Source organism: Viridibacterium curvum (assembly GCF_039544165.1).
Taxonomy (GTDB): Bacteria; Pseudomonadota; Gammaproteobacteria; order Burkholderiales; family Rhodocyclaceae; genus Viridibacterium; species Viridibacterium curvum.
The window spans coordinates 151383-176903 of sequence record NZ_BAABLD010000011.1 but is presented as its reverse complement, the minus strand read 5'-3'; the positions used below and the strand labels follow the sequence as shown (position 1 = coordinate 176903).

Annotated in this window: 21 protein-coding genes; 15 read left to right on the top strand and 6 right to left on the bottom strand. The window is 61.2% G+C overall.

Annotated elements, in window-relative coordinates:
* Nucleotides 1-128: 128 nt before the first annotated feature.
* The 5 genes from fliJ to fliF are packed head-to-tail and all read right to left on the bottom strand — an operon-like array spanning nucleotide 129 to nucleotide 5358.
* Complete coding sequence (gene fliJ, locus ABEA02_RS15315) at nucleotides 129-572, bottom strand: flagellar export protein FliJ (protein ID WP_345533966.1); 444 nt, start codon at nucleotides 570-572, stop codon at nucleotides 129-131.
* A complete protein-coding gene (gene fliI / locus ABEA02_RS15310) occupies nucleotides 572-1975 on the bottom strand; it encodes a flagellar protein export ATPase FliI (RefSeq protein ID WP_345533965.1) in 1404 nt (467 codons plus the stop codon). Before fliI ends, fliJ begins: the two co-directional genes overlap by 1 nt.
* Nucleotides 1976-1979: 4 nt before the next feature.
* Nucleotides 1980-2642, bottom strand: a complete 663-nt coding sequence (locus ABEA02_RS15305) for a flagellar assembly protein FliH (protein WP_345533964.1) — start codon at nucleotides 2640-2642, stop codon at nucleotides 1980-1982.
* A gap of 15 nt (nucleotides 2643-2657) precedes the next feature.
* A complete protein-coding gene (gene fliG, locus ABEA02_RS15300) occupies nucleotides 2658-3626 on the bottom strand; it encodes a flagellar motor switch protein FliG (RefSeq protein ID WP_425584683.1) in 969 nt (322 codons plus the stop codon).
* 22 nt (nucleotides 3627-3648) lie between these two features.
* On the bottom strand, nucleotides 3649-5358 hold the full coding sequence (fliF, locus tag ABEA02_RS15295) for a flagellar basal-body MS-ring/collar protein FliF (protein WP_345533962.1): 1710 nt from the start codon (nucleotides 5356-5358) through the stop codon (nucleotides 3649-3651).
* A 141-nt stretch (nucleotides 5359-5499) separates the two neighbouring features.
* On the opposite strand from fliF, the gene ABEA02_RS15290 reads away from it, so the two are divergent.
* From ABEA02_RS15290 to ABEA02_RS15230, 13 genes are all read left to right on the top strand, one after another.
* Nucleotides 5500-6711, top strand: a complete 1212-nt coding sequence (locus tag ABEA02_RS15290; protein WP_345533961.1) for a sensor histidine kinase — start codon at nucleotides 5500-5502, stop codon at nucleotides 6709-6711.
* Complete coding sequence (locus ABEA02_RS15285; protein WP_345533960.1) at nucleotides 6708-8087, top strand: sigma-54-dependent transcriptional regulator; 1380 nt, start codon at nucleotides 6708-6710, stop codon at nucleotides 8085-8087. The genes ABEA02_RS15290 and ABEA02_RS15285 overlap by 4 nt, the downstream gene beginning before the upstream one ends.
* 60 nt (nucleotides 8088-8147) lie before the next feature.
* Nucleotides 8148-8468 (top strand): flagellar hook-basal body complex protein FliE, encoded by a 321-nt coding sequence (fliE, locus tag ABEA02_RS15280; RefSeq protein ID WP_345533959.1) that lies wholly within the window; start codon nucleotides 8148-8150, stop codon nucleotides 8466-8468.
* Between the two features lie 152 nt (nucleotides 8469-8620).
* Entirely contained in the window at nucleotides 8621-9658 is a 1038-nt protein-coding gene (pstS, locus tag ABEA02_RS15275; RefSeq protein ID WP_345533958.1) for a phosphate ABC transporter substrate-binding protein PstS, read from the top strand.
* 91 nt (nucleotides 9659-9749) lie between these two features.
* Nucleotides 9750-10703, top strand: coding sequence for a phosphate ABC transporter permease PstC (gene pstC / locus ABEA02_RS15270; RefSeq protein ID WP_345533957.1), 954 nt, complete (start codon nucleotides 9750-9752; stop codon nucleotides 10701-10703).
* A 12-nt stretch (nucleotides 10704-10715) separates the two neighbouring features.
* Entirely contained in the window at nucleotides 10716-11552 is an 837-nt protein-coding gene (gene pstA / locus ABEA02_RS15265; protein ID WP_345533956.1) for a phosphate ABC transporter permease PstA, read from the top strand.
* A gap of 40 nt (nucleotides 11553-11592) precedes the next feature.
* Nucleotides 11593-12357 carry a phosphate ABC transporter ATP-binding protein PstB gene (pstB, locus tag ABEA02_RS15260; RefSeq protein ID WP_345533955.1) on the top strand — a complete coding sequence of 255 codons (765 nt, stop codon included), beginning with the start codon at nucleotides 11593-11595 and terminating at the stop codon, nucleotides 12355-12357.
* 345 nt (nucleotides 12358-12702) lie between these two features.
* Nucleotides 12703-13911: an acetylornithine/succinyldiaminopimelate transaminase gene (locus tag ABEA02_RS15255; protein ID WP_345533954.1), complete on the top strand. Its 1209-nt coding sequence runs from the start codon at nucleotides 12703-12705 to the stop codon at nucleotides 13909-13911.
* Nucleotides 13912-13952: 41 nt separating this feature from the next.
* Nucleotides 13953-16520: a response regulator gene (locus ABEA02_RS15250; RefSeq protein WP_345533953.1), complete on the top strand. Its 2568-nt coding sequence runs from the start codon at nucleotides 13953-13955 to the stop codon at nucleotides 16518-16520.
* 236 nt (nucleotides 16521-16756) lie between these two features.
* Nucleotides 16757-17911 (top strand): glutamine-hydrolyzing carbamoyl-phosphate synthase small subunit, encoded by a 1155-nt coding sequence (carA, locus tag ABEA02_RS15245; RefSeq protein WP_345533952.1) that lies wholly within the window; start codon nucleotides 16757-16759, stop codon nucleotides 17909-17911.
* Between the two features lie 63 nt (nucleotides 17912-17974).
* Nucleotides 17975-21190 (top strand): carbamoyl-phosphate synthase large subunit, encoded by a 3216-nt coding sequence (gene carB / locus ABEA02_RS15240; protein ID WP_345533951.1) that lies wholly within the window; start codon nucleotides 17975-17977, stop codon nucleotides 21188-21190.
* Between the two features lie 19 nt (nucleotides 21191-21209).
* Nucleotides 21210-21686, top strand: coding sequence for a transcription elongation factor GreA (gene greA, locus ABEA02_RS15235; protein WP_345533950.1), 477 nt, complete (start codon nucleotides 21210-21212; stop codon nucleotides 21684-21686).
* A gap of 109 nt (nucleotides 21687-21795) precedes the next feature.
* Nucleotides 21796-22248, top strand: coding sequence for a DUF4149 domain-containing protein (locus ABEA02_RS15230; RefSeq protein ID WP_345533949.1), 453 nt, complete (start codon nucleotides 21796-21798; stop codon nucleotides 22246-22248).
* Between the two features lie 26 nt (nucleotides 22249-22274).
* Here ABEA02_RS15230 and yhbY read toward each other — a convergent pair whose 3' ends face one another.
* Nucleotides 22275-22715 carry a ribosome assembly RNA-binding protein YhbY gene (gene yhbY, locus ABEA02_RS15225; RefSeq protein ID WP_345533948.1) on the bottom strand — a complete coding sequence of 147 codons (441 nt, stop codon included), beginning with the start codon at nucleotides 22713-22715 and terminating at the stop codon, nucleotides 22275-22277.
* A gap of 138 nt (nucleotides 22716-22853) precedes the next feature.
* Here yhbY and ABEA02_RS15220 point away from each other — a divergent pair, with 138 nt between their 5' ends.
* Together ABEA02_RS15220 and ftsH are read left to right on the top strand one after the other, a co-directional pair.
* Nucleotides 22854-23474: an RlmE family RNA methyltransferase gene (locus ABEA02_RS15220; protein WP_345533947.1), complete on the top strand. Its 621-nt coding sequence runs from the start codon at nucleotides 22854-22856 to the stop codon at nucleotides 23472-23474.
* Between the two features lie 118 nt (nucleotides 23475-23592).
* Nucleotides 23593-25494: an ATP-dependent zinc metalloprotease FtsH gene (ftsH, locus tag ABEA02_RS15215; RefSeq protein ID WP_345533946.1), complete on the top strand. Its 1902-nt coding sequence runs from the start codon at nucleotides 23593-23595 to the stop codon at nucleotides 25492-25494.
* Nucleotides 25495-25521 lie beyond the last annotated feature (27 nt).

The window sequence follows — 25521 nt, the reverse complement described above, 5'->3', positions numbered from 1 at the left end:
ACGAAGTCGCGCCGATGATAGTGCGGATTGCCCGCGTGAAAGTAGGTCATCGTCAGACTCCCCACAACACAACGCCCCTCAGCTCAATGCTGCAGGGGCGTTGGCGTTTCTGACGACATTCCTCATAACTACTCCTCCATATCCTCCGGCTTCTTCGAACTGCTCCTGTCATCGTTGCCCTTCTGTTCACGAAGTTGATCACGACGACCCAACGCCGAAACCTGACGCTGGTGTAACGTGTCAAATGCCTTCATCCGACTGCGCTCGTGTAACCACGACGCCTGACCTAGGGCTGTTTGATGCTTCGATTGGGTGACGATTTGCTGTTGATGCGCGATCGCTTCATCCAGTTTTCCGAGGAAACTGCTGTAGTTTCGCCAGGCATCCGGGCCAATCCCTTCTTTTGCCGCTGACATGAACTTGTCGCGATACTCCTTCCGGTAGTTTTCGAGAAGCTCAAGTCGCTTGCTAGCCATGGCTTCCGATGCCAACAACTCTCCCAGTCGTACGCCGGCGTTGTCGAGTTTGACGTGTGCGTGCTCCAGCAGCATCTTGATAGGGTCTTTGTTCATCAGCGTTCAACCCCGAAAAGATGGTGCAGCCCGCCGAGGCTTTGTTCGAAATCTGCTTGCTCCTGGATTTTCTGTTGCAGGAACGATTCAAGTGCGGGATACATCCTGACGGCTTCGTCGAGCAACGGGTCAGCCCCGGCTTGATAGGCGCCGACTGCAATAAGGTCACGTGAGCGCTGATAGCGGGAAAACAGTTGCTTGAAGCGGCGTACTAGCTCGAAATGGGAAGGCCGGATGAGTCCGTGCATTGCGCGCGAGATCGATTGTTCGATGTCGATGGCTGGATAGTGGCCTTGGTCGGCCAGCGCACGCGTCAATACGAAGTGTCCGTCAAGAATGGCTCGCGCAGAGTCTGCGATGGGGTCCTGCTGGTCATCGCCTTCGGCGAGAACTGTGTAGAACGCGGTGATTGAGCCACCTCCTTCCGGACCGTTACCGGCACGCTCCACGAGAGCGGGGAGGCGCGCGAAAACGGATGGTGGATAACCGCGTGTTACTGGCGGCTCGCCAATGGCCAAGGCGATTTCCCGTTGTGCCATGGCGTAGCGGGTGAGCGAATCCATGATCAGCAGCACTTGTTTGCCTTGATCGCGGAAGTACTCGGCAACGGTGGTTGCGTACGCCGCACCTTGCAAGCGCATCAGTGGGCTTGTGTCTGCCGGTGCAGCGACGACCACCGAGCGCGCTAGACCCTCGGGGCCAAGATTGTGCTCGATGAACTCCTTGACCTCGCGCCCCCGTTCGCCAATCAGCCCGACGACGATGACGTCGGCCGCGGTGTAGCGCGCCATCATGCCGATGAGCACGGATTTGCCGACGCCGGAGCCTGCGAACAAGCCGAGACGCTGTCCGCGGCCAACGGTCAGCAGTGCATTGACCGCGCGTATGCCAACGTCAAGGCTGCGAGCAATTGGCGCCCGGGCGAGTGGGTTGATGGGGCGACTTTGCAGGGAGCGGGTGTGTATCGTCTGAAGTGGTCCGAGACTGTCAAGGGGGCGACCCGCGCCGTCGAGCACACGTCCGAGTAGTTCGTCTCCGACAGGCAGGTGTTTGGCGCGATCGGATGCACGGCGCCGCGGCTCGACGCGTTCAGCCGCACTGGCGATCGGCTGCACGGGTTCGTTGGGAATCACCTGGGCGCCGGGGGCAAGTCCGAATACGTCGTCGGTTGGCATCATGAACAGCTTGTCGCCGGAGAAACCGACGACTTCGGCTTCGACACCACCGCCACCAGGTACGAGGATGCGGCAACCCGAGCCCAGTGGGAGTTTCAGGCCGGCAGCCTCCATCACGAGGCCATTGATGCGCGTGAGACGACCTGAGAGTTGATAGGGAGGCGCTGCCCGCGAAAGCTTGCGACAGTCTTTGAGAAACGCACGCCAGGTAGGGCCGAAGTGTTCCATGCGCCTATTCTTCGCTGAACTGCGCTGCGCTGCGCGAGATGTTCTCGACAACCCGGCGCCAGCGAGTCGCGATCTGGGCGTCTATCTGACCGCCGGCAGAATCGATAAGGCAGCCTCCACGTGTGACACTTTCGTCCTCGAGCAGGCGATGCGCGTTGGCACTCAGTTGGTCCCCCAGGTATTGCTTGATCAGTGCAGAGTCCTCGGGGTGAACATGAATCGTGGCCCCTTGTTGTGGTAGCTGGGGCAAGGCTTCGCGAATCACTGCCGTCACGATCTCGGGCTGTGACTGCAGTGTGTCGCGCACAACCTGACGGGCGATTTCAATAGCCAGCGCCTGCAATTCCTCGGCAACCTCCTGATCGAAGCCGGAGAGAGCGTCGTTAAAGGCTTGTAATAACTGGTGTAGTTCGGCCGCCTCCAGGCGACCGCGTGCACTGCCTTCTTCGTAGCCCGCGGCGTAGCCGTCTTTCCAAGCCTCATGATGGAGTTTTTCAATTTCGTCTGCGGTCGGCAAGGCCACGCCCGGCGCCAGTTCGACACGCTGTTCGGTTGGAGGCTCTGCCGTCTCGACATATGTGGTTTGAGGAGCAGATGGAGAGTCGAAACTGACGAACTCGGCTCGCTTGTACGCGCCGGATGCCTGGTTGCTCTGGATGATGGCCATCGCAGTTCTCCGCTATCAGACGAAGGCGTCGTCGCCGCCCTTGCCGCCCAGCGCAATCTGGCCTTCTTCCGAGAGCCGCCGTGCCACCTTGAGGATTTCCTTCTGCGCGCCTTCGACTTCCGAGAGGCGTACCGGGCCTTTCGATTCGAGGTCCTCGCGCATCATCTCGGCTGCGCGGGACGACATGTTGCGGAATATCTTTTCACGCATCTCGGGATTCGCGCCCTTGAGTGCCAGCACCAGCTGATCGGATTGCACTTCACGCAGGACAACCTGTATGCCGCGATCATCGACATCCATGAGGTTCTCGAAGACAAACATTTCGTCGAGGATGCGCTGTGCCAGATCGGGATCGTATTCACGCACGTTGTCGAGAATGGCGGTCTCGGCGGCATTGCCGACGAAGTTGAGGATTTCAGCGGCATGCCGCGTGCCGCCCATGGCGGTCTTCTTCAGTGTATTGCTCGAACCGGACAGGACGCGGGTCAGTGCTTCGTTGAGTTCTTTGAGCGCCGTGGGTTGGACGCCGTCGAGCGTTGCGATGCGTAGCAAAACGTCGTTGCGTAGGCGTTCGGTGAAGTGCTTGAGAATCTCGCCAGCATGGTCGTACTCCAGGTGGACGAGAATGGTCGCAATAATCTGCGGATGTTCGTTCTTGATGAGATCGGCTGCAGTTGCCGCGTCCATCCACTTCAGTGATTCGATACCTGCAGTGTCAGAACCTTGCAGTACGCGCGAAATGAGATTGGCTGCACGCTCATCACCGAGGGCCTTGGTGAGCATGATGCGGATCGTCTCTTCGTCGGGCTGGATGGTCGAAGCCTGTGCTGCATGGAGCTGAAGTTTTTCAACCAGTTTTTCGACGCGCTCACGTGGCTGTGGCGGAAGTTTGGCCATGGCTGCACCGAGCTTCTGCACCTCCCGGGGTGACATATGCTTGAGCACTTCCGACGCGTGATCGGGGCCCAGCGTGAGCAGCAGCATCGCGCAGTTTTCCAGCGCTTCGTTAGTGTCCGCCACTGGTCGCTCCTCCTCCCAGCCATTCCTTCAGCATCTGCGCGACCATCTTCGGCTCTTTGGCAGCGATTTCGCGGGCACGAGCCACCTTCTTCTCGAAGCTCATCTTCGCGATTTCGGCCTCCAGCACTTCCGGCGGCACTTCGAGATCGGAGTTCTGCTCGGCCTCCAGCGTCGCAGCCATCTCGGCCGCCGTGGGGGCTGCGCCTTCTTCGTCGGCATCTTCCGCAGGCTTGGGCGGCATGACGGTGCTGAGCAAAGGACGTATGACCGTGCGGAAGATGACAACGACGACGACGACCAGCGCCAGCCAACGCAGGATGTCCTTGCCCCAGGCCAGCATCTCCGGATCTTTCCAGACCGGCAGATCTGCAACGTCTTCGCGTGCGGCCTCGGCGAATGCCGTGTTAACAAGGTTGAGCGTATCGCCCCGATCTTTGCTCAGGCCAACGGCCTCGCGTACGAGATCGTTGATCTGCTTCATTTCGTCTTCGGTACGCGGTATGGATTTGCTCTCACCCTTGGCGTTCTTTTCGATGCGGTTGTTCACCACCATTGCTACAGAGAGACGCTTGACCGAGCCGAGCGCACGCTTGATGTGCTGCACCGTCTTGTCGACTTCGTAATTGACCGTCGAGCTCTTGTTGGTGTTGATCGGCGTCGTGTTGCTGGTTGCGGACGCCCCGGGCACTGGAGGGGTCGTCAACGGCGCTGACGCGGGCACAGGAGGTTGGTTGGAGAGCGCACCGGGCACCCCCGTGGCGGGTTGCTGTGCGTTGATGTTCTCGGCCATCTGCTGGCTGCGGATGGCGGTGCCGGGGGGAGGGTTGGGCTTGTAGGTCTCTGACGTCTGCTCGGTGGCGTCGAAGTCGATGTCGGCAGTCACCTGTGCGCGGAAGTTTCCCGCACCCAGAATGGGAATGAGGATGCTCTCTATACGCTTGATGTAGCTGCCTTCGACCTCTTCCACGTAACCGAGCTGGCTCGAGTCGAGCCCGCTGGCGCGACCATTGCCTGCACGTGTCAGCAGGTTGCCGTTCTGGTCGATGATGCTGACCTGGCTGGTGGCCAGCTCCGGCACGCTGGCCGCGACAAGATGCAGGATGCCAGCGACTTGCTGTGGCTCCAGGCGACGGCCTGGCGTGAGGTTCAACACAACGGATGCCGTGGGCTTCTGACCGTCGCGCAGGAAAGCCGATTGCTTCGGAATGGCAAGATGCACGCGCGCTCCGGTGACGGCGGCCAGCGACTGGATCGTTCTCGCCAGTTCACCTTCAAGACCACGCTGATAGTTGATCTGCTCGTTGAACTGCGAAACGCCGATTTTCTGCGTCTCCAGCAACTCGAAACCAACCAGTCCACCTTTTGGCAGGCCTTGCGAGGCCAGTAGCAAGCGAAGTTCGTTCGCGCGCGTGGATGGCACGAGGATCGTGGCGCCACCGTTCTCGACCCTGTACGGCACGTTCTGTTGTTGCAGGGAGGTAATGATGGCGCCGCCATCCTTTTCTGCGATGTTCGAGAACAGGATGGCGTAACTGGGCTGACTGCTCCACATCCACACGCCAACGACCAACGCGACAGCAACGGCCAGCAGAACCCCCGCTGCAATCTTCTGCTGCGCCGTGAGTTTTGCGAGGTTGTCTGCAATGGCTGCCAGTGGTGATGCGGCAGGTTGCGGGAGGGCGTCTTCAGCGGCCATTTTTCAGTCTGTTGAGGGACACGTAGCCCATTTGTGATGGCCGGATTCTGCGCGCGACGCTGGTTGCGCATGTTGCCGATAAGCGGCAAGTTTTACCGGCTTCTCCTGCAGCGTTGCCGCCGACGCGGAGACTAGAGTGCGATGCGTACTCATAGCCCGTTCGTCATGGATTCCACCCCCTTCGCAAACCTCGATCAGCCGCTGGATGCCGCTCGCCTCGCCGAGGCATTCCAGGCTTTTGCGCGCGCCTCGGACGAGCTCACTGTTGCCTACAGTGGCCTGCAATTGCAGGTCGGTGTGCTGACGGAGCGACTGGATCTCTTGCTCGCGGCCTTGCCGGCAGGTGTGGTGGTTGTGGATCAGGCCGGACGCGTCGAGCAGTGCAACCGCGCGGCCTCAAGCATGTTGGGTGAAGGGCTGACGGGATGTGACTGGCAGGAGCTGGCGGCACGGTTGTTTGAATCCACCGACACCCCGGGGGAATGGGCCTTGCTGCCTCTGCCGGTTGATCCGGCACTGATACGTCGCGTCTCGATTGCGGCCACCGCTCAGACCGCGTCAGGCGGACGCATCGTGCTGATTCATGACGTGACCGAAGCCTGGCGCATGCGCGTCGCATCGTCGCGGAATGAACGCCTGGCAGCCATGGGTGAAATGGTCGCCTCATTGGCCCACCAGCTGCGTACGCCGCTGGCGGCGGCGCTGCTCTATACGGGCCATCTTGCGAATGCCAGTCTTGCTGCCGAGCAGCGTGGCAGTGTGGCCGACAAAGCGCTGGAGCGTTTGCGCCACTTGCAGAAGCTCATTGATGACATGCTCATCTTTGCGCGCGGCGAAGCCTTGGGGCGTGAGCAGTTTGGTGTCTGTGATCTGCTCGCCGAACTGGCTGCCACTATCGAGCCAGTCGCGCAAGGGCAGGGCACGGAGTTCCAGAGCGATTGCGCTGTGCCCGGCGAACAGATCTTCGGCAACCGCAAGGAGATTGCCGGGGCCCTCATCAACCTGCTTGAGAACGCTCTGCAAGCGCTGGGAACGGCCGGCCGGCTGCGCCTCTCGGCCGGGCTCGATGGCGAGCAGGTGGTCTTGCGTGTGCATGACAGCGGCCAGGGGATTCCGGCCGAACTGCAGGCACGCCTGTTCGAGCCCTTCTACACCACGCGGGCCAACGGTACAGGCCTCGGGCTCGCCATCGCGCGTGGTGTGGCTCGGGCTCATGGCGGCGACATTTCGCTGGTTTCGTCTGCCGCGCAGGGGACGGAGTTCAGCCTCCGGCTGCCACGCGTGCAGGGTGTGGGCACGACGGCGCCTGCCAAACCTCTCTCGTCAATGACGTATCAGGAAGTCTCATCATGATCGAGTCACTCAACATTCTTGTCGTCGACGATGACGCCGCGCTGCGCGACGCCATCAGCATGATTCTCGAATCCACCGGACATCACGTCACGCTGGCCGCCAGTGGCCCCGAGGCATTGACCGCGCTGGAGTCCGTCAGCTTCAACCTGGTCGTTTCGGATCTGCGCATGGACCCCATGGACGGCCTGACGCTGCTCGCCAACATCCGCGCCAAATACGCACAGCTGCCGGTTTTGCTGATGACAGCGTTTGGCGACGTCGATAAAGCCGTGGCCGCCATGCGCGGGGGCGCCTGTGACTTTCTGATGAAGCCGTTCGAGCCGGACGTTCTGCTGGAGAACGTACGACGTCACGCGACGGTGGCGCCGGGGCAGGACGACACCATTGCGCAAGACCCGCGTACCCGCAACGCACTGGCGCTGGCGGCCAAGGTCGCCGAGACCGACGCCACTATCTTGCTGACCGGCGAGTCCGGCACGGGTAAAGAGGTTTTCGCCCGCTACATCCACCAGCATTCGCGCCGCCGTGCTGGCCCCTTCGTCGCTATCAACTGTGCAGCCATTCCGGAAAACCTGCTGGAGGCCACGCTGTTCGGGTACGAAAAGGGCAGTTTCACCGGGGCGCAGACCTCCCAGGCCGGCAAGTTCGAACAGGCGCAGGGCGGCACCATCCTCCTTGATGAAATCTCCGAAATGCCGCTGGGCCTGCAGGCCAAGATGCTGCGCGTCCTGCAGGAGCGCGAAGTGGAGCGGGTGGGGGGCAAGAAGCCGGTGTCGCTCGATATCCGCGTGCTCTCGACCAGCAACCGCGACATGATGCGCGAGGTGCAAGCCGGGCGATTCCGCGAAGACCTTTTCTATCGCCTCAACGTGTTCCCGCTGGAGATTCCCAGTCTGCGCGACAGACCCGCCGACATCGTGCCGCTGGCCCGGCATTTCATCGAGCGGCATGGCGAGCGGATCGGCAAAACGGCAAGAATTGCCGACGAGGCGGCGGCAATTCTTGCCGCCTGGCAATGGCCCGGCAATGTACGGGAGCTGGAAAACACCGTTCAGCGCGCTCTGATCGTCGCTACGGGAGACACCATCCAGGCTGACGATGTGCGACTGTGTCTGCCCGACGCCTCGCGTGTTTCGCCGCCAGCCGGCGCGCCAAGGGTCGAAGCCTTCGGTAGCGCAGGTGGCGGTAATCTTCCATCAAATCAGCCGGTTGGCAGTCCGACCAGCATGCGCGACCTGGAAAAGCAGCACATCCTGGAGACGCTCAAAGCGGTTGGCGGATCACGCAAGAAGGCCGTCGAGAAGCTCGGCATCTCGGAACGGACCTTGCGTTACAAGCTTCAGCAGTACCGCGAAGAGGGCGTCACCGATATCTAGGCGCGGTACTTGCTAAAAAGCTCGTAGATCACCCACTTTTCCCGGAAACCGGCAAACCTCATGGACACTCGCGGTATTGAACAGATGATCGGACAGCTTCGTGCCACGGCAGATCTCGCCGCGGGCAAGTCCACGTCATCTGCACCCGCAGCGGGTGGTGCCGATTTCGCCCAGGCCCTGCAGGGCGCGCTGGCGCAGGTCAGCGAGGCTCAGCAGTCGGCTCAGCAGATGGCGCAGAACTTCTCCGCTGGCGATCCGAACGTCAATCTGCAGGATGTGATGGTCAACCTGCAGAAGGCCAACCTGTCTTTCCAGCAGATGGTGCAGGTCCGTAACAAGCTCGTCACGGCCTACCAGGACATCATGAACATGTCGGTCTGACCCCGGCGGTTTCACCAAGCAAAACGCCACCTTGCGAGGTAGCGTTTGTTTTTCCGGGTGGCGGGCAGGTACTTTTGTGTGTGCAATATTTCTGTAACTTTCCCGCAATACGCTGGCGGCTCTTCAGTTTCCGTAACCCAAGGAACACCGCCATGCGCAAGTATTTCGTGTCCTCCCTCGCTGCCGCCGTCCTGGCCAGCGTCTCCCTGTCTGCTGCCGCTGCTGAAGTCACCGGCGCCGGCGCCTCCTTCCCCAACGCGATCTACACGGCTTGGGCCGATGCCTACAACAAGGCCACCGGCAACAAGATCAACTATCAGTCTGTCGGATCGGGCGCTGGTTTGAAGCAGATTGCAGCCAAGACCGTCGATTTCGGCGCTTCGGACGCTCCCCTGACCGTCGAACAGCAGGCCAAGGACGGACTCGTGCAGTTCCCCACCGTGATCGGTGGCGTGGTGCCCGTCTTCAACCTGCCGGGCATCCAGTCTGGCCAGCTCAAGCTGACCGGTGCTGTGCTGGCTGACATCTACCTGGGCAAGATCACCAAGTGGAACGACAAGGCCATCAAGGAACTGAACCCAACGACCAACCTGCCGGATTCGGACATCGGCGTCGTGCGTCGCGCTGATGGTTCGGGTACCTCGTTCGTGTTCACCAACTACCTGTCCAAGGTCTCGCCGGAATGGAAGACCAAGGTCGGTGAAGGCACGGCTCCGCAATGGCCGGTGGGTCTGGGTGGCAAGGGCAACGAAGGCGTCGCCGCTTTTGTGCAGCGCCTGCCGGGCTCGATCGGTTACGTCGAGTATGTGTATGCCAAGAAGAACAAGCTCTCCTACGCCCTGGTGCAGAACAAGGACAAGGCTTATCCGGCACCTGACGACGAAACCTTCAAGGCTGCAGCCGCCAAGGCTGACTGGAGCAAGGGTTTCTACGAGATCCTGACCGACCAACCGGGCGCCAATGCGTGGCCCATCACCGCTGCGACCTGGATCGTGATGCATGCCACCCAGGACAAGCCGGCTCAAGGTGCCGAAGTGCTGAAGTTCTTCGAGTGGGCATACAAGAACGGTGACAAGACTGCGACCGAGCTGGAGTTCGTGCCGCTGCCTGACGACACCGTGAAGCTGATTTTTGCCTCGTGGGCAAAGATCAAGGACGCTTCAGGCAAACCCGTGCATTCGGTGAAGTAACATCATGTCTCTCCCCGCCGCCACTGCAGCCGGGACCTCGTCCGGGACCACTCTGGTCCCGGATGTTTTGTCACCGGGACATGAAGCCACAATGAGTACCTCAGAAAAACCCCGTCGCGACACGCGCGATCAGATCTTTTCCTGGCTGACTACGGGCGTCGCACTGTTTGTGCTCGTGACAATGGTCGGCATCGTTCTGGCCCTCTGCTACGCGGCGTGGCCTTCAATCAAGGCTTTCAACATCAGCTTCCTGTTCACATCGGAGTGGAATCCTCCGATGGATCGTTACGGGGCGCTGATTCCGATTTACGGCACGCTGGTGACCTCGATCATTGCCCTGATCATCGCAGTGCCGGTCAGCTTCGGTATTGCATTGTTCCTCACCGAATTGTCGCCGGCCTGGCTGCGTCGCCCCCTTGGTACCGCTGTCGAGCTGTTGGCCGCCATTCCCAGCATCGTTTATGGCATGTGGGGGCTGCTGGTGTTTGCCCCGCTGTTCGCCAAGTACGTGCAGCCGCTGCTCGCCAGTACGCTGGGCAAGATCCCTTTGATCGGCGCGTTGTTCTCGGGCGCACCGCTGGGCATTGGCTTGCTGACTGCCGGTGTGATCCTCGCGATCATGATCATTCCCTTCATTGCCTCCGTCATGCGCGACGTCTTTGAAGTGACGCCGGCGATGGTCAAGGAGTCGGCTTACGGCTTGGGCTGTACAACCTGGGAAGTTGTCTGGAACGTCGTGCTGCCGCACTCCAAGACCGGGGTGGTCGGCGGTGTCATGCTGGGCTTGGGCCGCGCCCTGGGCGAAACCATGGCGGTTACCTTCGTCATCGGCAACACCAATTTCCTTAGCTCGGCATCGCTCTTCATGCCGGGCAACAGCATCACCTCGGCACTCGCCAACGAATTCTCGGAAGCGGCTCCGGGCCTGCATACGGCAGCCCTGATGGAGCTGGGTCTGCTGCTCTTCATCATCACGCTGATCGTGCTGGTGATTTCCAAACTGTTCCTCGCACGCCTGGCGCGTAGCGAAGGCGCAAAGAGCTGATCAGAGGGATACATGGAACTGCTCGCGCGTCGCAAACTCATCAATAAAGTCGCCTTGACCATGTCGATGCTCGCCATGAGCTTCGGCCTTTTCTGGTTGATGTGGATCCTGATTACGGTGCTCCAGCTGGGCCTTGGCGGTCTGTCGCTGGACATCTTTACCCAGATGACGCCGCCCCCCGGGGCGGAAGGCGGTGGCTTGCTGAATGCCATCGTCGGCAGCAGCATGCTGGTCGGTCTGGCAACGCTCGTCGGTACGCCGCTGGGCATTCTGGCCGGCATCTACCTTGCCGAGTACGGCCGTCACTCCTGGCTGGGTGATGCGATCCGCTACGTCAATGACCTGCTGCTGTCGGCACCATCCATCGTTATCGGCCTGTTCGTGTGGACCGTGGTGGTGGCCAATACCGGTGGTTACTCCGGTTGGGCGGGCATCGTGGCGCTGGCACTGATCGTCGTGCCCGTGGTGGTACGTACAACCGAGAACATGCTGCAGCTGGTGCCCAACTCATTGCGTGAAGCCGCGTTTGCGCTGGGCGCGCCGAAGTACTCGGTGATCCTCAGTGTCACGCTGCGTGCAGCCCGCGCTGGCGTTGTCACCGGCGTGCTGCTGGCTGTGGCGCGTATCGCCGGTGAGACCGCACCGCTGATCTTCACCTCGCTGTCCAACCAGTTCTGGAGCGTCGATCTGGGCAAACCCATTGCCAGCCTGCCCAAGGTGATCCTCGACTTCGCGATGAATCCCGATGAGAACCTGCAGCGCCTGGCCTGGGTGGGCGTGCTGCTCATCACCTTCGGTGTCCTGACCCTCAACATCGTGGCGCGCGTCTTCTTCCGCCAGAAACATTGACATGTGTCTGGCGCCCGGCGCCGGCAACGAGAGAGAAAACATGACTACGCTTGTCCCGCAAATCGAGTTCAAGAACTTCAACTTCTACTACGGCAAGTACCGTGCGCTGAAGGACATCAACCTGTCCATCGCCAAGAGCAAGGTCACCGCTTTCATTGGTCCATCGGGTTGTGGCAAGTCCACCCTGCTGCGTACCATCAACCGCATGTTCGATCTGTATCCCGAGCAATCAGCCGACGGCGAGCTGCTGCTGGAAGGCAAGAACCTGCTGGGCAAGGACATCGATGTCAGCGTGCTGCGCGCCAAAGTCGGCATGGTGTTCCAGAAGCCGACGCCTTTCCCGATGTCGATCTTTGACAACATCGCCTTCGGCGTGAAGCTGCACGAAAAGCTCAGCCGCGCCGAGATGGAAGAGCGTGTCGAATGGGCGCTGCGCAAGGCTGCGTTGTGGGACGAAGTGAAGGACAAACTGCACCAGAGCGGCACCGGCCTCTCCGGTGGTCAGCAGCAGCGTCTGTGCATTGCGCGTGGTGTGGCGGTCAAGCCCAAAGTCCTGCTGCTTGATGAGCCGACCTCGGCGCTGGACCCGATCTCGACCATGCGTATCGAAGAGCTGATCGACGAGCTGAAGAACGAATTCACCATCGTCATTGTGACCCACAACATGCAGCAGGCTGCGCGCATCTCGGATTACACGGCCTACATGTACCTGGGCGAGCTGATCGAGTTTGGTGAGACCGACAAGATCTTCGTGAAGCCTCAGCGCAAGGAAACCGAGGACTACATAACAGGCCGCTTCGGCTGAATAAGAAGTCGCTTGCCTACTGCGCGGGCCAATCTCGCTTCGGCGATGCTCGACGTACCCAAGTACGTCTGCGCTTCTCGAAGCGACCTTGACTCGCTCCCTACGGCAATCAACAACTTATTCCTGTCTGCTTCTATCAAACCCCGCTCCGGCGGGGTTTTGCTTTTGTACTTGGCCAATCGGAGACTCTTTGGGTGATGTGCTCTGCAGTTCCCTCCCCCTGAGGGGAGGGTGGCCGAAGGCCGGGAGAGGGGGAATGCTGCAACCGGGCCCGTGCCTTCTTGCAGCCGGGCATTCAGGTAGTAATATCGGGAATTCCCTCCACGTTCAATGAAAGGAACGCCAGTGACCACCGCTGTCCAACGCGCCGATTTCGATCGGTACATGGTGCCTGTCTTCAGCCCGCTCGAGATGATCTTCGTGCGAGGTGAGGGTTCGCGCCTGTGGGATCAGCAGGGGCGTGACTACATCGACTTTGGCGCCGGCGTGGCGGTGACTTCGCTGGGCCATGGCAATCCCGTGCTGCTCAAGGCGCTGCAGGATCAGGCCGCCAAGCTGTGGCATGTGTCGAACTACTACACCAACGAGCCCGCGCTGCGTCTGGCGAAGAAGCTGTGCGAGGCGACTTTTGCCGAGCAGGTGTTCTTCTGCAACTCGGGTGCCGAGGCCAACGAGGCTGCGCTGAAACTCGCTCGCAAGCGCGGCGTGGATATCTCGCCCGACAAGATCGAGATCGTGGCCTTCAACGGCTCGTTCCACGGTCGCACCTTCTTCACAGTGTCGGTCGGTGGTCAGCCCAAGTATTCGTCGGGCATGGGGCCGAACCCGGCTGGCATCGTGCATGTTGATTACAATGACATCGAGGCGGCACGGCGCGTCATCGGGGCGAAGACCTGCGCGGTCATCGTGGAGCCGGTGGTCGGGGAGGGCGGCATCATCCCGGCCAAACCAGAATTCCTCAAGGCTTTGCGCGAGCTGTGTACGGCCAACGATGCGGTGCTGATCTACGACGAGATCCAGTCCGGTAACGGCCGAACCGGCGCCTTGTATGCCTATATGAACGGCGATGTCGTGCCGGACATCCTGACGACAGCCAAAGGTATCGGCGGTGGTTTTCCGATCGGCGTGATGCTGACGACGGCGGCTGTGGGCAATCACTTCAAGCCGGGTAGCCATGGCTCGACCTTTGGCGGCAATCCGCTTGCCTGCGCAGTGGCCGAGGCAGCGTTCGATGCGATTCGCGATCCCGCGCTGCTGGCCAGCGTGCGTGACAAGGCAGAACGGACAGCGGGCCGTCTGCGTGACATGGGCGCGCGCCTGGGCTGTTTCTCCGAGATCCGCTACCAGGGTTTATGGATCGGTTGCGAGCTGAGTGAGCGTTTTGCAAACCGCGCGGGCGAGCTGATCGGCAAAGCGGCGGCCCATGGTGTGCTGGCGCTACAGGCAGGCCCCAATGTCCTGCGCATTGCGACTTCGCTGACGATCACAGATGATGAGCTGGATGAAGGCTTGCGCCGGCTCGAAGCGGCCTGCGCTGCGCTGACCGCCGGCTGATCGCCGGTCCCTTTTTTTGCCACGGATGCCTGCCTGAAACGATGACCGTGCCGCCTACCTTGTCTCAATCCGAGTTGCGCCGCGAGCTGGAGATTCTCGCGGCGCGTGTAGGGCGTTCCGGTTATTTCGAAGGCTGCAACGACGCGCCCGATGAGCTGGCTTGGCGCCTGAAAGCGCTACTGGAGGCCGAGCTGGGCGAGAAGACCCGCATCGAGCTGGCGCTGGACAGCGCGCACGACGGACTGTGGGAGTGGGACGTTGTCACCAATGGTGGTTACCTGAGCCCGCAGTGGCGCCAGGACGTGGGTTTTTCGGAAGCGGACCGCGGCAAGGGCATTGCTGCCTGGCAGGAGCGTATTCACCCCGATGATTTCGCCGGAGCCATGGCACGCATGGAGAAGCATCTGTCCGGTGGTGCGCCGGGCTTCGAGGCGGAGTACCGCCTGCGCTTTGCGGACGACAATTGGCACTGGGTGGCAAGTTACGGTCGGGTGATCGAGCGCGATGCGGCCGGAGCTCCTTTGCGAGTGGTCGGCGTGCATCGCAACGTTTCAGAGCGCAAGCGCTTCGAAGCTGAGCTATTGCGGGCGAAGGAAATTGCCGAGTCGGCGAGTCGTGCCAAGGGCGACTTCCTTGCCAACATGAGTCATGAAATCCGTACGCCAATGAACGGCATCATCGGCATGACCGAACTGGCGCTCGATACACAGCTTGATCCCGAGCAGCGCGGTTACCTGCAGACGGTGAAGTCGTCGGCCGAATCACTGCTCTCGATCATTAACGACATTCTCGACTTCTCGAAGATCGAGGCGGGGCGTCTGGAGCTCGAAAACATCGAATTCTCGCTCCCGGCATTGCTCGCCGATGCCTACAAATCGATGGCTCTGCGCGGCCACCAGAAAGGGTTGGAGCTGGTGTATGGCATGCAGCCCGGGACGCCACAGGTGTTGCGTGGCGACCCCAACCGGCTGCGGCAGGTGATCATCAACTTGCTGGGCAACGCCATCAAGTTCACCGAGAAGGGCGAGATTGAAGTGTCGGTGCGTCAGGTGTCGCACCGCGGACGTACGGCAACGATCCAGATTTCCGTTCGTGACACGGGCATCGGTATCGCAGCAGACAAGCAGGAAGAAGTTTTCGGTGTGTTTTCCCAAGCCGATACGTCGACCACGCGGCGTTACGGCGGCACCGGTCTCGGGTTGGCCATTTGCCGTCGCCTTGTCGAGCTGATGCGCGGCCGTTTGTGGCTGGAGAGTGAGTTAGGCAAGGGCAGTTGCTTCCATTTCACAGCCGAGGTCGAAGTGGTGCGTGAGGAGGCAGCTGCCGAACGCGTCGAGAAGCGGCTCAATGGTTTGCGCGTGCTGGTCGTCGACGACAATGCGACGGCTGCGCGTGAGATTGCTGAAACCATGCGTCGTTGGGGTATGGCGGCAGCCATCGCGGCAAGCGGTGAAGAGGCCAACATGGCACTCAAGGTGGCACAGAAATCTGGCGAAGCCTTCGATCTGATGCTGGTCGATGCGCGCATGCCGGAGCCTGGCGGATTCGAGCTGCCGTCGCGCTTTCACGCCGAGGGCGCTCCATGCGATCGCATCATCATGATGCTGACGACCGATTCGCAGCGTAACGATGCGGCGCGCTGCCGCCAGCTGGGCGTGCGTGCCCACGTCGTCAAGCCCATGGCGCCGACCGAGTTGCTCGACGCAATCCGCCTGGCGCTGGTGGCAAATGTCGAGCCGAGCATGACGCTGGACGAGTTCCGGGTCGATGACGCGCTTGCTGAAGCCGGCACACAGGTGCGGCGCCGCGACATCCTGCTGGTCGAAGACAATCCGGTGAATCAGACGGTCGCGACCAAGATCCTGGAGCGCGCTGGTTTCCGGGTGACTGTGGCAGGCGACGGGCAGGAGGCCATCGAGTGGTTCGAGAAGCAGCGGTTCGACATCATTCTCATGGATGTGCAGATGCCTGTTCTGGGTGGGTTGGATGCAACCAAGGCCATCCGTGCGCGTGAAGCCCGGCGCAGCTGGGCCATGTCTGGTCGCTGGGAGTCGGTCCCCATCATCGCCATGACGGCGCACGTCATGGCCGGTGATCGCGAGCGCTGTCTCGATGCAGGCATGGATGATTACGTCTCCAAGCCCATCCAGCCTTCCGAATTGTTTGCCGCCATTGAACGCGTCAGTGCACGTGACATCAGCACGGATGCCGAGGGGGATGCCACGCCGGAAGAGTTCCTGGGGCAGGGCGTGGGCGCCAGCCCGCTGGCCGACCTTGACCAGACGCGCAGCCTGCTCGAAGGCGATGAAGGGGCGGTGCAAGCCCTGATCGGTGTTTTCCTCAGCGATGTGGGCAATACCTGCCAGAAACTGCAGGTTGCTCTGCAGAAAGCCGACGCCAAGGCGCTGGGGGCCGTGGCGCACTCGGTCAAGTCGTCGGTCGGCGTGTTTGGCGCCGTTCCGGCAGCCGAAGCGGCGCTCAAGGTCGAGATGGCAGGCCGTAGTGGCGACGCATCGACGGCCGTGGCACTGGCCTCGCCCCTTCTTGGCGAGCTCAATCGACTGGCTGATTTCCTGCGGACGCAATACCGGCCGGAGCTGAGCGGCTGACGGGGTTGTGGATCGGCATTTCCGGACCGGCCCGGCGTCTTGGCGCGCCTTCGGCGTTGCCGAGATACGGCCAAAATGTTACGATTCCGAAAATTTGCTGCAGCAGCGCAATCACGGGATGGGCCCAGGAAACTGATCGGGGACCGTCCCGTTTTTTACGTCAAACGCTCCCCGGGGTTTGACGTTGCAGGACCGCCGCCGCTGCGCTTCCCCGCGTTGCCATTCAGGAGTTTTCAGTGTCCCTTCAAGCGCCTGCACGCCTGCACGCCCTGCTAGCCCTCGCCGATGGAACCGTGTTCCGTGGTCAGGGTTTCGGCATCGTCGGCAAGACCGTCGGCGAGGTGGTGTTCAACACCGCCATCACCGGCTACCAGGAAATCCTTACCGATCCTTCCTACACGCGCCAGATCGTTACCCTGACGCATCCCCACATCGGCAACGTGGGCGTCAACAGGGAAGATAGCGAAGCGGGCAAGGTCTATGCGGCCGGTCTGATCATTCGCGACCTGCCTCTGCGGGTCTCGAATTTCCGCGCTGAACAGGACCTCGATGCCTACATGAAGGCCGAAGGTGCCGTAGGTATCGCCGGCATCGACACGCGCAAGCTCACCCGCATCTTGCGGGAAAAGGGTGCGCAGGCTGGCTGCCTGGTCACCGCTGCAACGATCGAATCGCTTGACGCCGAGGCGGCAATTGCCGAAGCGCGCGGCTTTCCGGGTCTGGCCGGCATGGACCTCGCCAAGGTCGTGACGACCGGCAAGTCCTACGCCTGGACTTCAGGCGAGTGGCAGCTCGGCAAGGGCTTTGTCGAGCAAGCGGCGGCCAGCTACCACGTCGTGGCCTATGACTTCGGTGTGAAACAGAACATCCTGCACATGCTTGCCGAGCGTGGTTGCAAGCTGACCGTCGTGCCGGCTCAGACCAGTGCGGCGGACGTACTGGCACTCAATCCTGACGGCGTGTTCCTGTCCAATGGCCCTGGTGATCCGGAACCCTGTGATTACGCTATTGCCGCTGCGCGCGAATTCTTGGCCCGCAAGCTGCCGACTTTCGGCATCTGCCTGGGTCACCAGATCATGGGTCTCGCAGCAGGCGCGAAGACGCTCAAGATGAAGTTCGGCCACCACGGTGCCAACCACCCGGTAAAGGATCTGGATTCGGGGCGCGTGCTGATCACCAGCCAGAACCACGGTTTCGCGGTTGATGCCGCGACGCTGCCGGCCAACGTACGCACCAGTCACGTCTCGCTGTTCGACGGCAGCCTTCAGGGGCTGGTGTGGACCGATCGTCCGGCCCTGTGTTTTCAGGGGCACCCGGAAGCGAGCCCGGGCCCGCACGACGTGGCCTACCTGTTCGACCGCTTCATCGAGATGATGGCCGCGGCCAAGTAACAAAGTATTCCGGGCGCAGCCAGCTGGCTGCGTTCCAACAAGCAATGCACTTCAGGTGTTGATATGCCCAAGCGGACAGACATCCAATCCATCCTCATCATCGGCGCCGGCCCGATCATCATCGGTCAGGCCTGCGAATTCGACTACTCCGGCGCCCAGGCCTGCAAGGCGCTGCGTGACGAGGGTTACAAGGTCATCCTGGTCAACAGCAATCCGGCCACGATCATGACCGACCCGAACATGGCCGATGTGACCTACATCGAGCCCATCACCTGGCAGGTGGTCGAGCGCATCATCGAGAAGGAGCGTCCCGATGCCGTGCTGCCCACGATGGGGGGGCAGACCGCGCTGAACTGCGCGCTGGACTTGTGGCGCAATGGCGTGCTCGACAAGTACAAGGTTGAGCTCATTGGTGCGACGCCTGAAGCCATCGACAAGGCCGAAGATCGCCTCAAGTTCAAGGATGCGATGACCAGGATCGGTCTCGAATCTGCGCGCTCGGGCATCGCCCACAGTATGGAAGAGGCCTTGGCCGTGCAAGCCAAAATGGGCTTCCCGGCCATCATCCGTCCGTCCTTCACCATGGGTGGTAGCGGTGGCGGTATCGCCTACAACATCGAAGAATTCGTCGAGATCTGCACGCGCGGTCTGGACCTGTCGCCGACCAATGAGCTGCTCATCGAAGAGTCGCTGCTGGGCTGGAAAGAGTTCGAGATGGAGGTCGTGCGTGACCGCAACGATAACTGCATCATTGTCTGCTCCATCGAGAATCTCGACCCGATGGGCGTGCACACCGGCGACTCGATCACCATCGCCCCGGCCCAGACGCTGACCGACAAGGAATACCAGATCATGCGCAACGCCTCGGTGGCGGTGCTGCGCGAGATCGGTGTGGATACGGGCGGCTCGAACGTGCAGTTCGCCGTCAATCCCAAGGATGGCCGCCTGATCGTCATCGAGATGAACCCGCGCGTTTCGCGCTCTTCGGCGCTGGCTTCCAAGGCCACGGGTTTCCCGATTGCCAAGATCGCCGCCAAGCTCGCCGTTGGCTTCACGCTCGACGAACTCAAGAACGACATCACAGGCGGAGCCACGCCGGCTTCGTTCGAGCCCTCGATCGACTACATCGTCACCAAGGTGCCGCGTTTCGCCTTCGAGAAATTCCCGACGGCCAACAACCGCCTGACGACGCAGATGAAGTCGGTGGGCGAAGTGATGGCCATGGGCCGCACCTTCCAGGAGTCTTTCCAGAAAGCCATGCGTGGCCTGGAAGTAGGCGTTGATGGTCTCAACAAGAAGACGAACGACCGCGAAGAAATCGAGAAGGAGTTGGGCGAGCCCGGCCCCGAGCGTATCTGGTATGTCGGCGATGCTTTCGAAAGCGGCATGACGCTCGAAGAAGTGCACAGCCTCACCAAGATCGATCCGTGGTTCCTCGCACAGATCAAGGATATCGTCGATCACGAGATGGAGCTGGATGACCGCTCGCTGGGTTCAATCGACGCGGCCGAGCTGCGCAGCCTCAAGCGCAAGGGGTTCTCCGACCGTCGCCTGGCCAAGCTGCTGAAGATCGATGAGTCGACCCTGCGTGCGCGACGTCAGGCACTGGGCGTGCGCCCGGTCTACAAGCGTGTGGATACCTGTGCTGCCGAGTTTGCATCGAGCACGGCCTACATGTACTCGACCTACGAGGAAGAGTGCGAAGCACAGCCCACCGACAAGAAGAAGATCATGGTGCTGGGTGGTGGCCCGAACCGCATCGGTCAGGGTATCGAGTTCGACTACTGCTGCGTGCATGCCGCGCTGGCACTGCGCGAAGACGGTTACGAGACAATCATGGTCAACTGCAACCCCGAGACCGTGTCGACCGACTATGACACCTCGGATCGCCTGTACTTCGAACCGCTTACGCTCGAAGACGTGCTGGAAATCGTCGCCATCGAGAAGCCGGTCGGTGTGATCGTGCAGTTTGGTGGCCAGACGCCGCTCAAGCTCGCGCGCGATCTCGAAGCCAACGGTGTGCCCATCATCGGCACCTCGCCGGACATGATCGACGCCGCCGAGGACCGCGAGCGCTTCCAGAAGCTCATCAACGACCTGGGCCTCAAGCAGCCGCCCAACCGCACGGCACGTACCGAATCGGATGCGATCCGTCTGGCGGGTGAAATCGGTTATCCGCTGGTGGTGCGTCCGAGCTACGTGCTGGGTGGCCGCGCGATGGAAATCGTGCACGAGCAGAAGGATCTCGAACGCTACATGCGCGACGCCATCAAGGTCTCTAACGATTCGCCCGTGCTGCTCGACCGCTTCCTCAACGACGCGACCGAAGTCGACGTCGACGCGCTGTCCGACGGCAAGCAGGTCATCATCGGCGGCATCATGCAGCACATCGAACAGGCCGGCGTGCACTCGGGCGACTCGGCCTGCTCGCTGCCGCCTTACACGCTGTCGGCCGCGCTGCAGGATGAGTTGCGTCGCCAGACCGAGCTGATGGCCAAGGCGCTCAATGTGGTTGGCCTGATGAACGTGCAGTTCGCCATTCAGGGCGAGACGGTGTATGTGCTCGAAGTGAACCCGCGTGCCTCGCGCACCGTGCCGTTCGTGTCCAAGGCCTGCTCGCTGCCGCTGGCCAAGATCGCCGCGCGATGCATGGCCGGCCAGAGCCTTGCCTCTCAGGGCGTGACGGCTGAAGTTGTGCCGCCGTACTACTCGGTCAAGGAAGCCGTTTTCCCGTTCAACAAGTTCCCGGGCGTAGATACCATCCTCGGGCCGGAAATGAAGTCGACCGGTGAGGTCATGGGCGTTGGCCGCACTTTTGCCGAAGCCTTCGTGAAGAGCCAGCTCGCCGCCGGCACGCGTCTGCCTGCGTCGGGAACCGCCTTCATCAGTGTCAAGCAGTCGGATCGTCCGAAGTCCGTTGAGGTGGCGCGTGAGCTGCTGGATCTGGGCTTCAAGGTTGTGGCCACCAAGGGCACGGCAACGCATCTGCAGGAAGCAGGACTCACCGCCGTCACACCGGTGAACAAGGTCATGGAAGGCCGTCCGCACATCGTCGACATGATCAAGAACAACGAGATCGTGTTGGTCATCAACACCGTGGAAGAGAAGCGCCAGGCCATCCTGGATTCCCGCTCGATCCGTACCAGCGCGCTTGCCGCCAAGGTGCCGGTGTTTACGACCATCGAAGGGGCGCGTGCCGCCTGTATGGGCATGCGTCATCTCGCCGGGCTGGAGGTGTATTCGGTCCAGCAACTGCACACCGAACTGGCGGAAGCCTGAACGAATCGAACGGACTGACATGAACAAGGTACCGCTGACCGTCAAGGGCGCTGAACTGTTGCGCGCCGAGCTGCATCAACTGAAGACCGTCGAACGTCCGCGCGTCATTGAGGCGATTGCCGAGGCACGTTCGCACGGCGATCTGTCGGAAAACGCCGAATACGATGCGGCCAAGGAACGCCAGGGCTTCATCGAGGGGCGTATCAAGGAGGTCGAAGGCAAGCTCTCTTCCGCCCAGATCATCGATCCCCAACTGTTGGACGCCGATGGTCGCGTGGTATTCGGCGCGACACTGGATCTCGAAGATCTCGGTTCGGGTGAAAGCGTGACTTATCAGATCGTTGGAGAAGACGAGGCCGATCTGAAGGCGGGCAAGATCTCCGTGTCGTCGCCTATCGCGCGCGCACTGATCGGCAAGTTTGCTGGCGACGTCGCCGAAGTGCAGGCGCCGGGCGGCGTGCGCGAGTACGAGATTCTCGACGTCAAGTACATCTAAAAAGCCGTCACTCCCGCGAAAGCGGGAATCCAGCGTCTTTGCCTTTGCTGCAGGAAGTCACTGGATTCCCGCTTTCGCGGGAATGACGGGTTGGTTTGAGGCTCGATCAGTGCGCCAATTCGGCACCTACCTTTTCACCATCCTCATCACGCTGTGGGTCGGTAGCCTGTGGGCGTTCGGTTTTGCGGCCGCACTCCTCCAGAAGCAGCTCGCGGACAGAACGCTGGCAGGCAATCTGGCCGGTCAATTGTTCGCGGCTGTCGCCTGGCTGGGGATGCTTGCCGGCGTGTACGGGCTGATCTACCTGTTCCGGCAGAGCGGGGCGGGCATCATGAAAACACTGGTGTTCTGGCTGATGCTGCTGATGCTGCTGCTCACCGTGGCCGCCCACTTCGGTATCACGCCCATCCTCAGCCAGCTGCGCGCCGACGCCTTGCCGCATGAGGTGCTGGCCAGTGCGTTTCGCAGTCGCTTCCTCGCCTGGCACGGTGTATCGAGTCTGGTCTACCTGATCGAAGCCGCGATGGGTCTGGTGCTGGTGACGCAGCTGTTCAAGCGTTGAGCCCGATCATGGATCGGGCGCTGGCTTCAGCGGGCGCTTTTCTTGGGGCGAGAGCTGCCCAGCGGAGCTTTGCGAACGCGTTCCGACACGCCACGCAGCTTGGCGCGGGGCGGGGCTTTGGTGGTAGCGCGGGACGGTGTACGGGGTTGAGCCGAGCTTTTGCCGGTCGCGGCGGCTTTTGGTGCTGCTGCGACCTTGGGGTTGGCGCGGAAAACGACCAGCAGCTTGCCGATGCTTTGCACGGCTTCGCAACCCAGATCCTTGCAGATAGCCTGCAGATAGGCGATGCGCGCCTCGCGGTCGTCACCGTAGACGCGTATCTTGATGAGTTCGTGTGCCTTGAGTGCGACGTCGATTTCCTTGAGTACGCTCTCGGTCAGGCCGTTGCCGGCGATGCTCACGACGGGGTCAAGGTGATGGGCGCGGGCGCGCAGGTCGCGGCGCTGGGCTTGGGTCAGTGCAGTCATTGGTATCTTTCGTGATCAGGAAAGCGACACGTCGGTGACGTGTCTTCGAGAACATCCACAGGACTTTCCCGGCTCCCCGGAGGGATTTCTGGCCTGGCAATGCAGGCCGGGGAGCAGATTGAAGCAGCATTTTAAGTTATGAAGCCCAGCAAGACCAGCAAAGGCTGGATGAAGGAACATCTCAACGACCCGTGGGTGCAGAAGGCCAGGGCGGAGGGCTATCGTGCCCGCGCGGCCTACAAGCTGATGGAGATCGATGACAAGGATCACCTGCTCAAACCGGGCATGGTCGTTGTCGACCTGGGCGCTGCGCCCGGGTCATGGTGCCAGGTGGCGGTCAAACGCATCCAGCCCGGCGGCTTGCTGCTGGCGCTTGACATCCTTCCCATGGATCCGGTGCCCGGCGTGAGCTTTCTGCAGGGTGACTTCCGGGAGGACACCGTACTGGCCGAGTTCGAGCGTTTGCTGGACGGGCGGACGGTGGACCTTGTTTTATCAGACATGGCCCCCAATATCTCGGGAGTGTCCGTCAGCGACGACGGACGCATGATGCATCTGGCGGAACTTGCCCTGGACTTTGCTGCCAATCACTTGCGGCCCGGAGGCAACATGCTGATCAAGTTGTTCCAGGGGGCAGGATTCATGGATTACCGAAAGGCCATGCAACAGATGTTCGGCAGCGTGCTGTCCCGCAAGCCGGAGGCTTCGCGAGACCGTTCGGCGGAGGTTTATCTGCTGGGCTTGAAGAAATCAGGGTAATTCCGCCCGTACAGGTTTGAATCGACGGAACGAAGCGGCTTAGAATGGGTCTGCATTCCGGGCGCAGGCCCCGGTGGCAGACAAGTAGGCCCGCAAAGGCGGGCAGCGAGGAATCAACTTGAACAATCTCTTCAAGAATCTTGCGGTGTGGTTGGTGATCGGCGTGGTCATCATGACCGTCATTACGCGCATTTCCGGCAGTGGCAATGGCGGCGCGCAAGACGTCACCTATTCCGAATTCATCGATAGCCTGCATGCCGGCCAGTTCAAGTCGGTGGAAATCCACGAGGGCGGACGCTCGCTTGAAATTGTGGCTGAGCGCACCGATGGGCGCCGCGTGACGACGACGGGTACTTACCTCGACCGTGGGTTGATGGAAGACCTTATCGTCAAGTACAAGACGCCGTTCGACGTCAAAGCTCGTGAAGAACAGAACTGGCTCGTCAGTGCCCTGATTTCCTGGTTCCCGATGCTGCTGCTGATCGGTGTGTGGATCTTCTTCATGCGCCAGATGCAGGGCGGTGGCCGTGGTGGCGCCTTCTCGTTCGGCAAGAGCCGCGCGCGCATGCTCGACGAATCAGCCAACTCCATCACCTTTGCCGACGTCGCCGGTTGCGACGAAGCCAAGGAAGAAGTCTCTGAACTGGTGGATTTCCTGCGCGACCCTTCCAAGTTCCAGAAGCTCGGCGGCCGCATCCCCAAGGGTGTTCTGATGGTCGGTTCGCCGGGTACCGGTAAGACTTTGCTCGCCAAGGCGATTGCCGGCGAGGCCAAGGTGCCGTTCTTCAGCATCTCGGGTTCCGACTTTGTCGAGATGTTTGTTGGCGTGGGCGCAGCCCGTGTGCGCGACATGTTCGAGAACGCCAAGAAGCATGCGCCCTGCATCATCTTCATCGACGAAATCGATGCGGTGGGTCGTCAGCGTGGCGCTGGTCTTGGTGGTGGCAATGATGAGCGCGAGCAAACCCTCAACCAACTGCTCGTCGAAATGGATGGCTTCGAAGGCCAGACCGGTGTGATCGTCATTGCTGCGTCGAACCGTCCGGACGTGCTCGATCCTGCGCTGATGCGTCCGGGCCGCTTCGACCGTCAGGTTGTCGTGCCGCTGCCCGACATCCGTGGTCGTGAACAGATCCTCAAGGTGCACATGCGCAAGGTGCCGATTGCGCCCGATGTCGATGCAATGGTGCTGGCACGCGGTACGCCGGGCATGTCCGGTGCTGACTTGGCCAACCTCGTCAACGAGGCGGCGCTGTTCGCAGCACGGGCCAACAAGCGCCTTGTCGACATGGACGATTTCGAAAAGGCCAAGGACAAGATCTTCATGGGTCCAGAGCGTCGCTCAATGGTGCTCACCGAAGAAGAGCGCCAGGCCACGGCTTATCACGAGTCTGGTCACGCCATCGTGGCGGCAATGCTGCCGGGCACCGATCCGGTTCACAAGGTCACCATCATGCCGCGCGGCCGCGCGCTGGGTCTGACCTGGCAACTGCCGGAACGCGACACATTCAGCCTGTACAAGGACCAGATGCTGTCGCGCATCTCCATCCTGTTCGGTGGCCGAATTGCCGAAGACCTGTTCATCCACCGCATCTCTACCGGTGCCTCGAACGACTTCGAGCGTGCGACGGCCATGGCGCGTGACATGGTGACGCGTTACGGCATGTCCGAGAAGATGGGCCCGATGGTGTATGGCGAGAACGAGGGAGAGGTCTTCCTTGGCCGCTCGGTGACGACGCAGAAGAACGTGTCGGAAACGACGATGCAGCAGGTCGACGCCGAAATCCGTCGCATCATCGACGAGCAGTACGCCGTAGCCCAGCGCATCCTCGAAGAGAATCGCGACAAGGTCGAGACCATGACGGCTGCGCTGATGGATTGGGAAACCATCGACGCGGACCAGATCAAGGACATCATGGACGGGCGTCCGCCGCGTCCGCCGAAGCCTTCGGCGGGCAGCACGCCACCGCGCTCGGACAATTCACCTGGTGCCGAGCCGAACGCCGCCGCACCGGCCTGATCCCGGTTTCCACGATTGAACGGCCCC

Excerpts from the sequence above, each read along its gene's own strand:
- fliJ (WP_345533966.1), bottom strand. The coding sequence starts at position 572 with ATGAACAAAGACCCTATCAAGATGCTGCTGGAGCACGCACACGTCAAA.
- fliI (WP_345533965.1), bottom strand. The coding sequence starts at position 1,975 with ATGGAACACTTCGGCCCTACCTGGCGTGCGTTTCTCAAAGACTGTCGC.
- ABEA02_RS15305 (WP_345533964.1), bottom strand. The coding sequence starts at position 2,642 with ATGGCCATCATCCAGAGCAACCAGGCATCCGGCGCGTACAAGCGAGCC.
- fliG (WP_425584683.1), bottom strand. The coding sequence starts at position 3,626 with ATGCTGCTGCTCACGCTGGGCCCCGATCACGCGTCGGAAGTGCTCAAG.
- fliF (WP_345533962.1), bottom strand. The coding sequence starts at position 5,358 with ATGGCCGCTGAAGACGCCCTCCCGCAACCTGCCGCATCACCACTGGCA.
- ABEA02_RS15290 (WP_345533961.1), top strand. The coding sequence starts at position 5,500 with ATGCGTACTCATAGCCCGTTCGTCATGGATTCCACCCCCTTCGCAAAC.
- ABEA02_RS15285 (WP_345533960.1), top strand. The coding sequence starts at position 6,708 with ATGATCGAGTCACTCAACATTCTTGTCGTCGACGATGACGCCGCGCTG.
- fliE (WP_345533959.1), top strand. The coding sequence starts at position 8,148 with ATGGACACTCGCGGTATTGAACAGATGATCGGACAGCTTCGTGCCACG.
- pstS (WP_345533958.1), top strand. The coding sequence starts at position 8,621 with ATGCGCAAGTATTTCGTGTCCTCCCTCGCTGCCGCCGTCCTGGCCAGC.
- pstC (WP_345533957.1), top strand. The coding sequence starts at position 9,750 with ATGAGTACCTCAGAAAAACCCCGTCGCGACACGCGCGATCAGATCTTT.
- pstA (WP_345533956.1), top strand. The coding sequence starts at position 10,716 with ATGGAACTGCTCGCGCGTCGCAAACTCATCAATAAAGTCGCCTTGACC.
- pstB (WP_345533955.1), top strand. The coding sequence starts at position 11,593 with ATGACTACGCTTGTCCCGCAAATCGAGTTCAAGAACTTCAACTTCTAC.
- ABEA02_RS15250 (WP_345533953.1), top strand. The coding sequence starts at position 13,953 with ATGACCGTGCCGCCTACCTTGTCTCAATCCGAGTTGCGCCGCGAGCTG.
- carB (WP_345533951.1), top strand. The coding sequence starts at position 17,975 with ATGCCCAAGCGGACAGACATCCAATCCATCCTCATCATCGGCGCCGGC.
- greA (WP_345533950.1), top strand. The coding sequence starts at position 21,210 with ATGAACAAGGTACCGCTGACCGTCAAGGGCGCTGAACTGTTGCGCGCC.
- yhbY (WP_345533948.1), bottom strand. The coding sequence starts at position 22,715 with ATGACTGCACTGACCCAAGCCCAGCGCCGCGACCTGCGCGCCCGCGCC.
- ABEA02_RS15220 (WP_345533947.1), top strand. The coding sequence starts at position 22,854 with ATGAAGCCCAGCAAGACCAGCAAAGGCTGGATGAAGGAACATCTCAAC.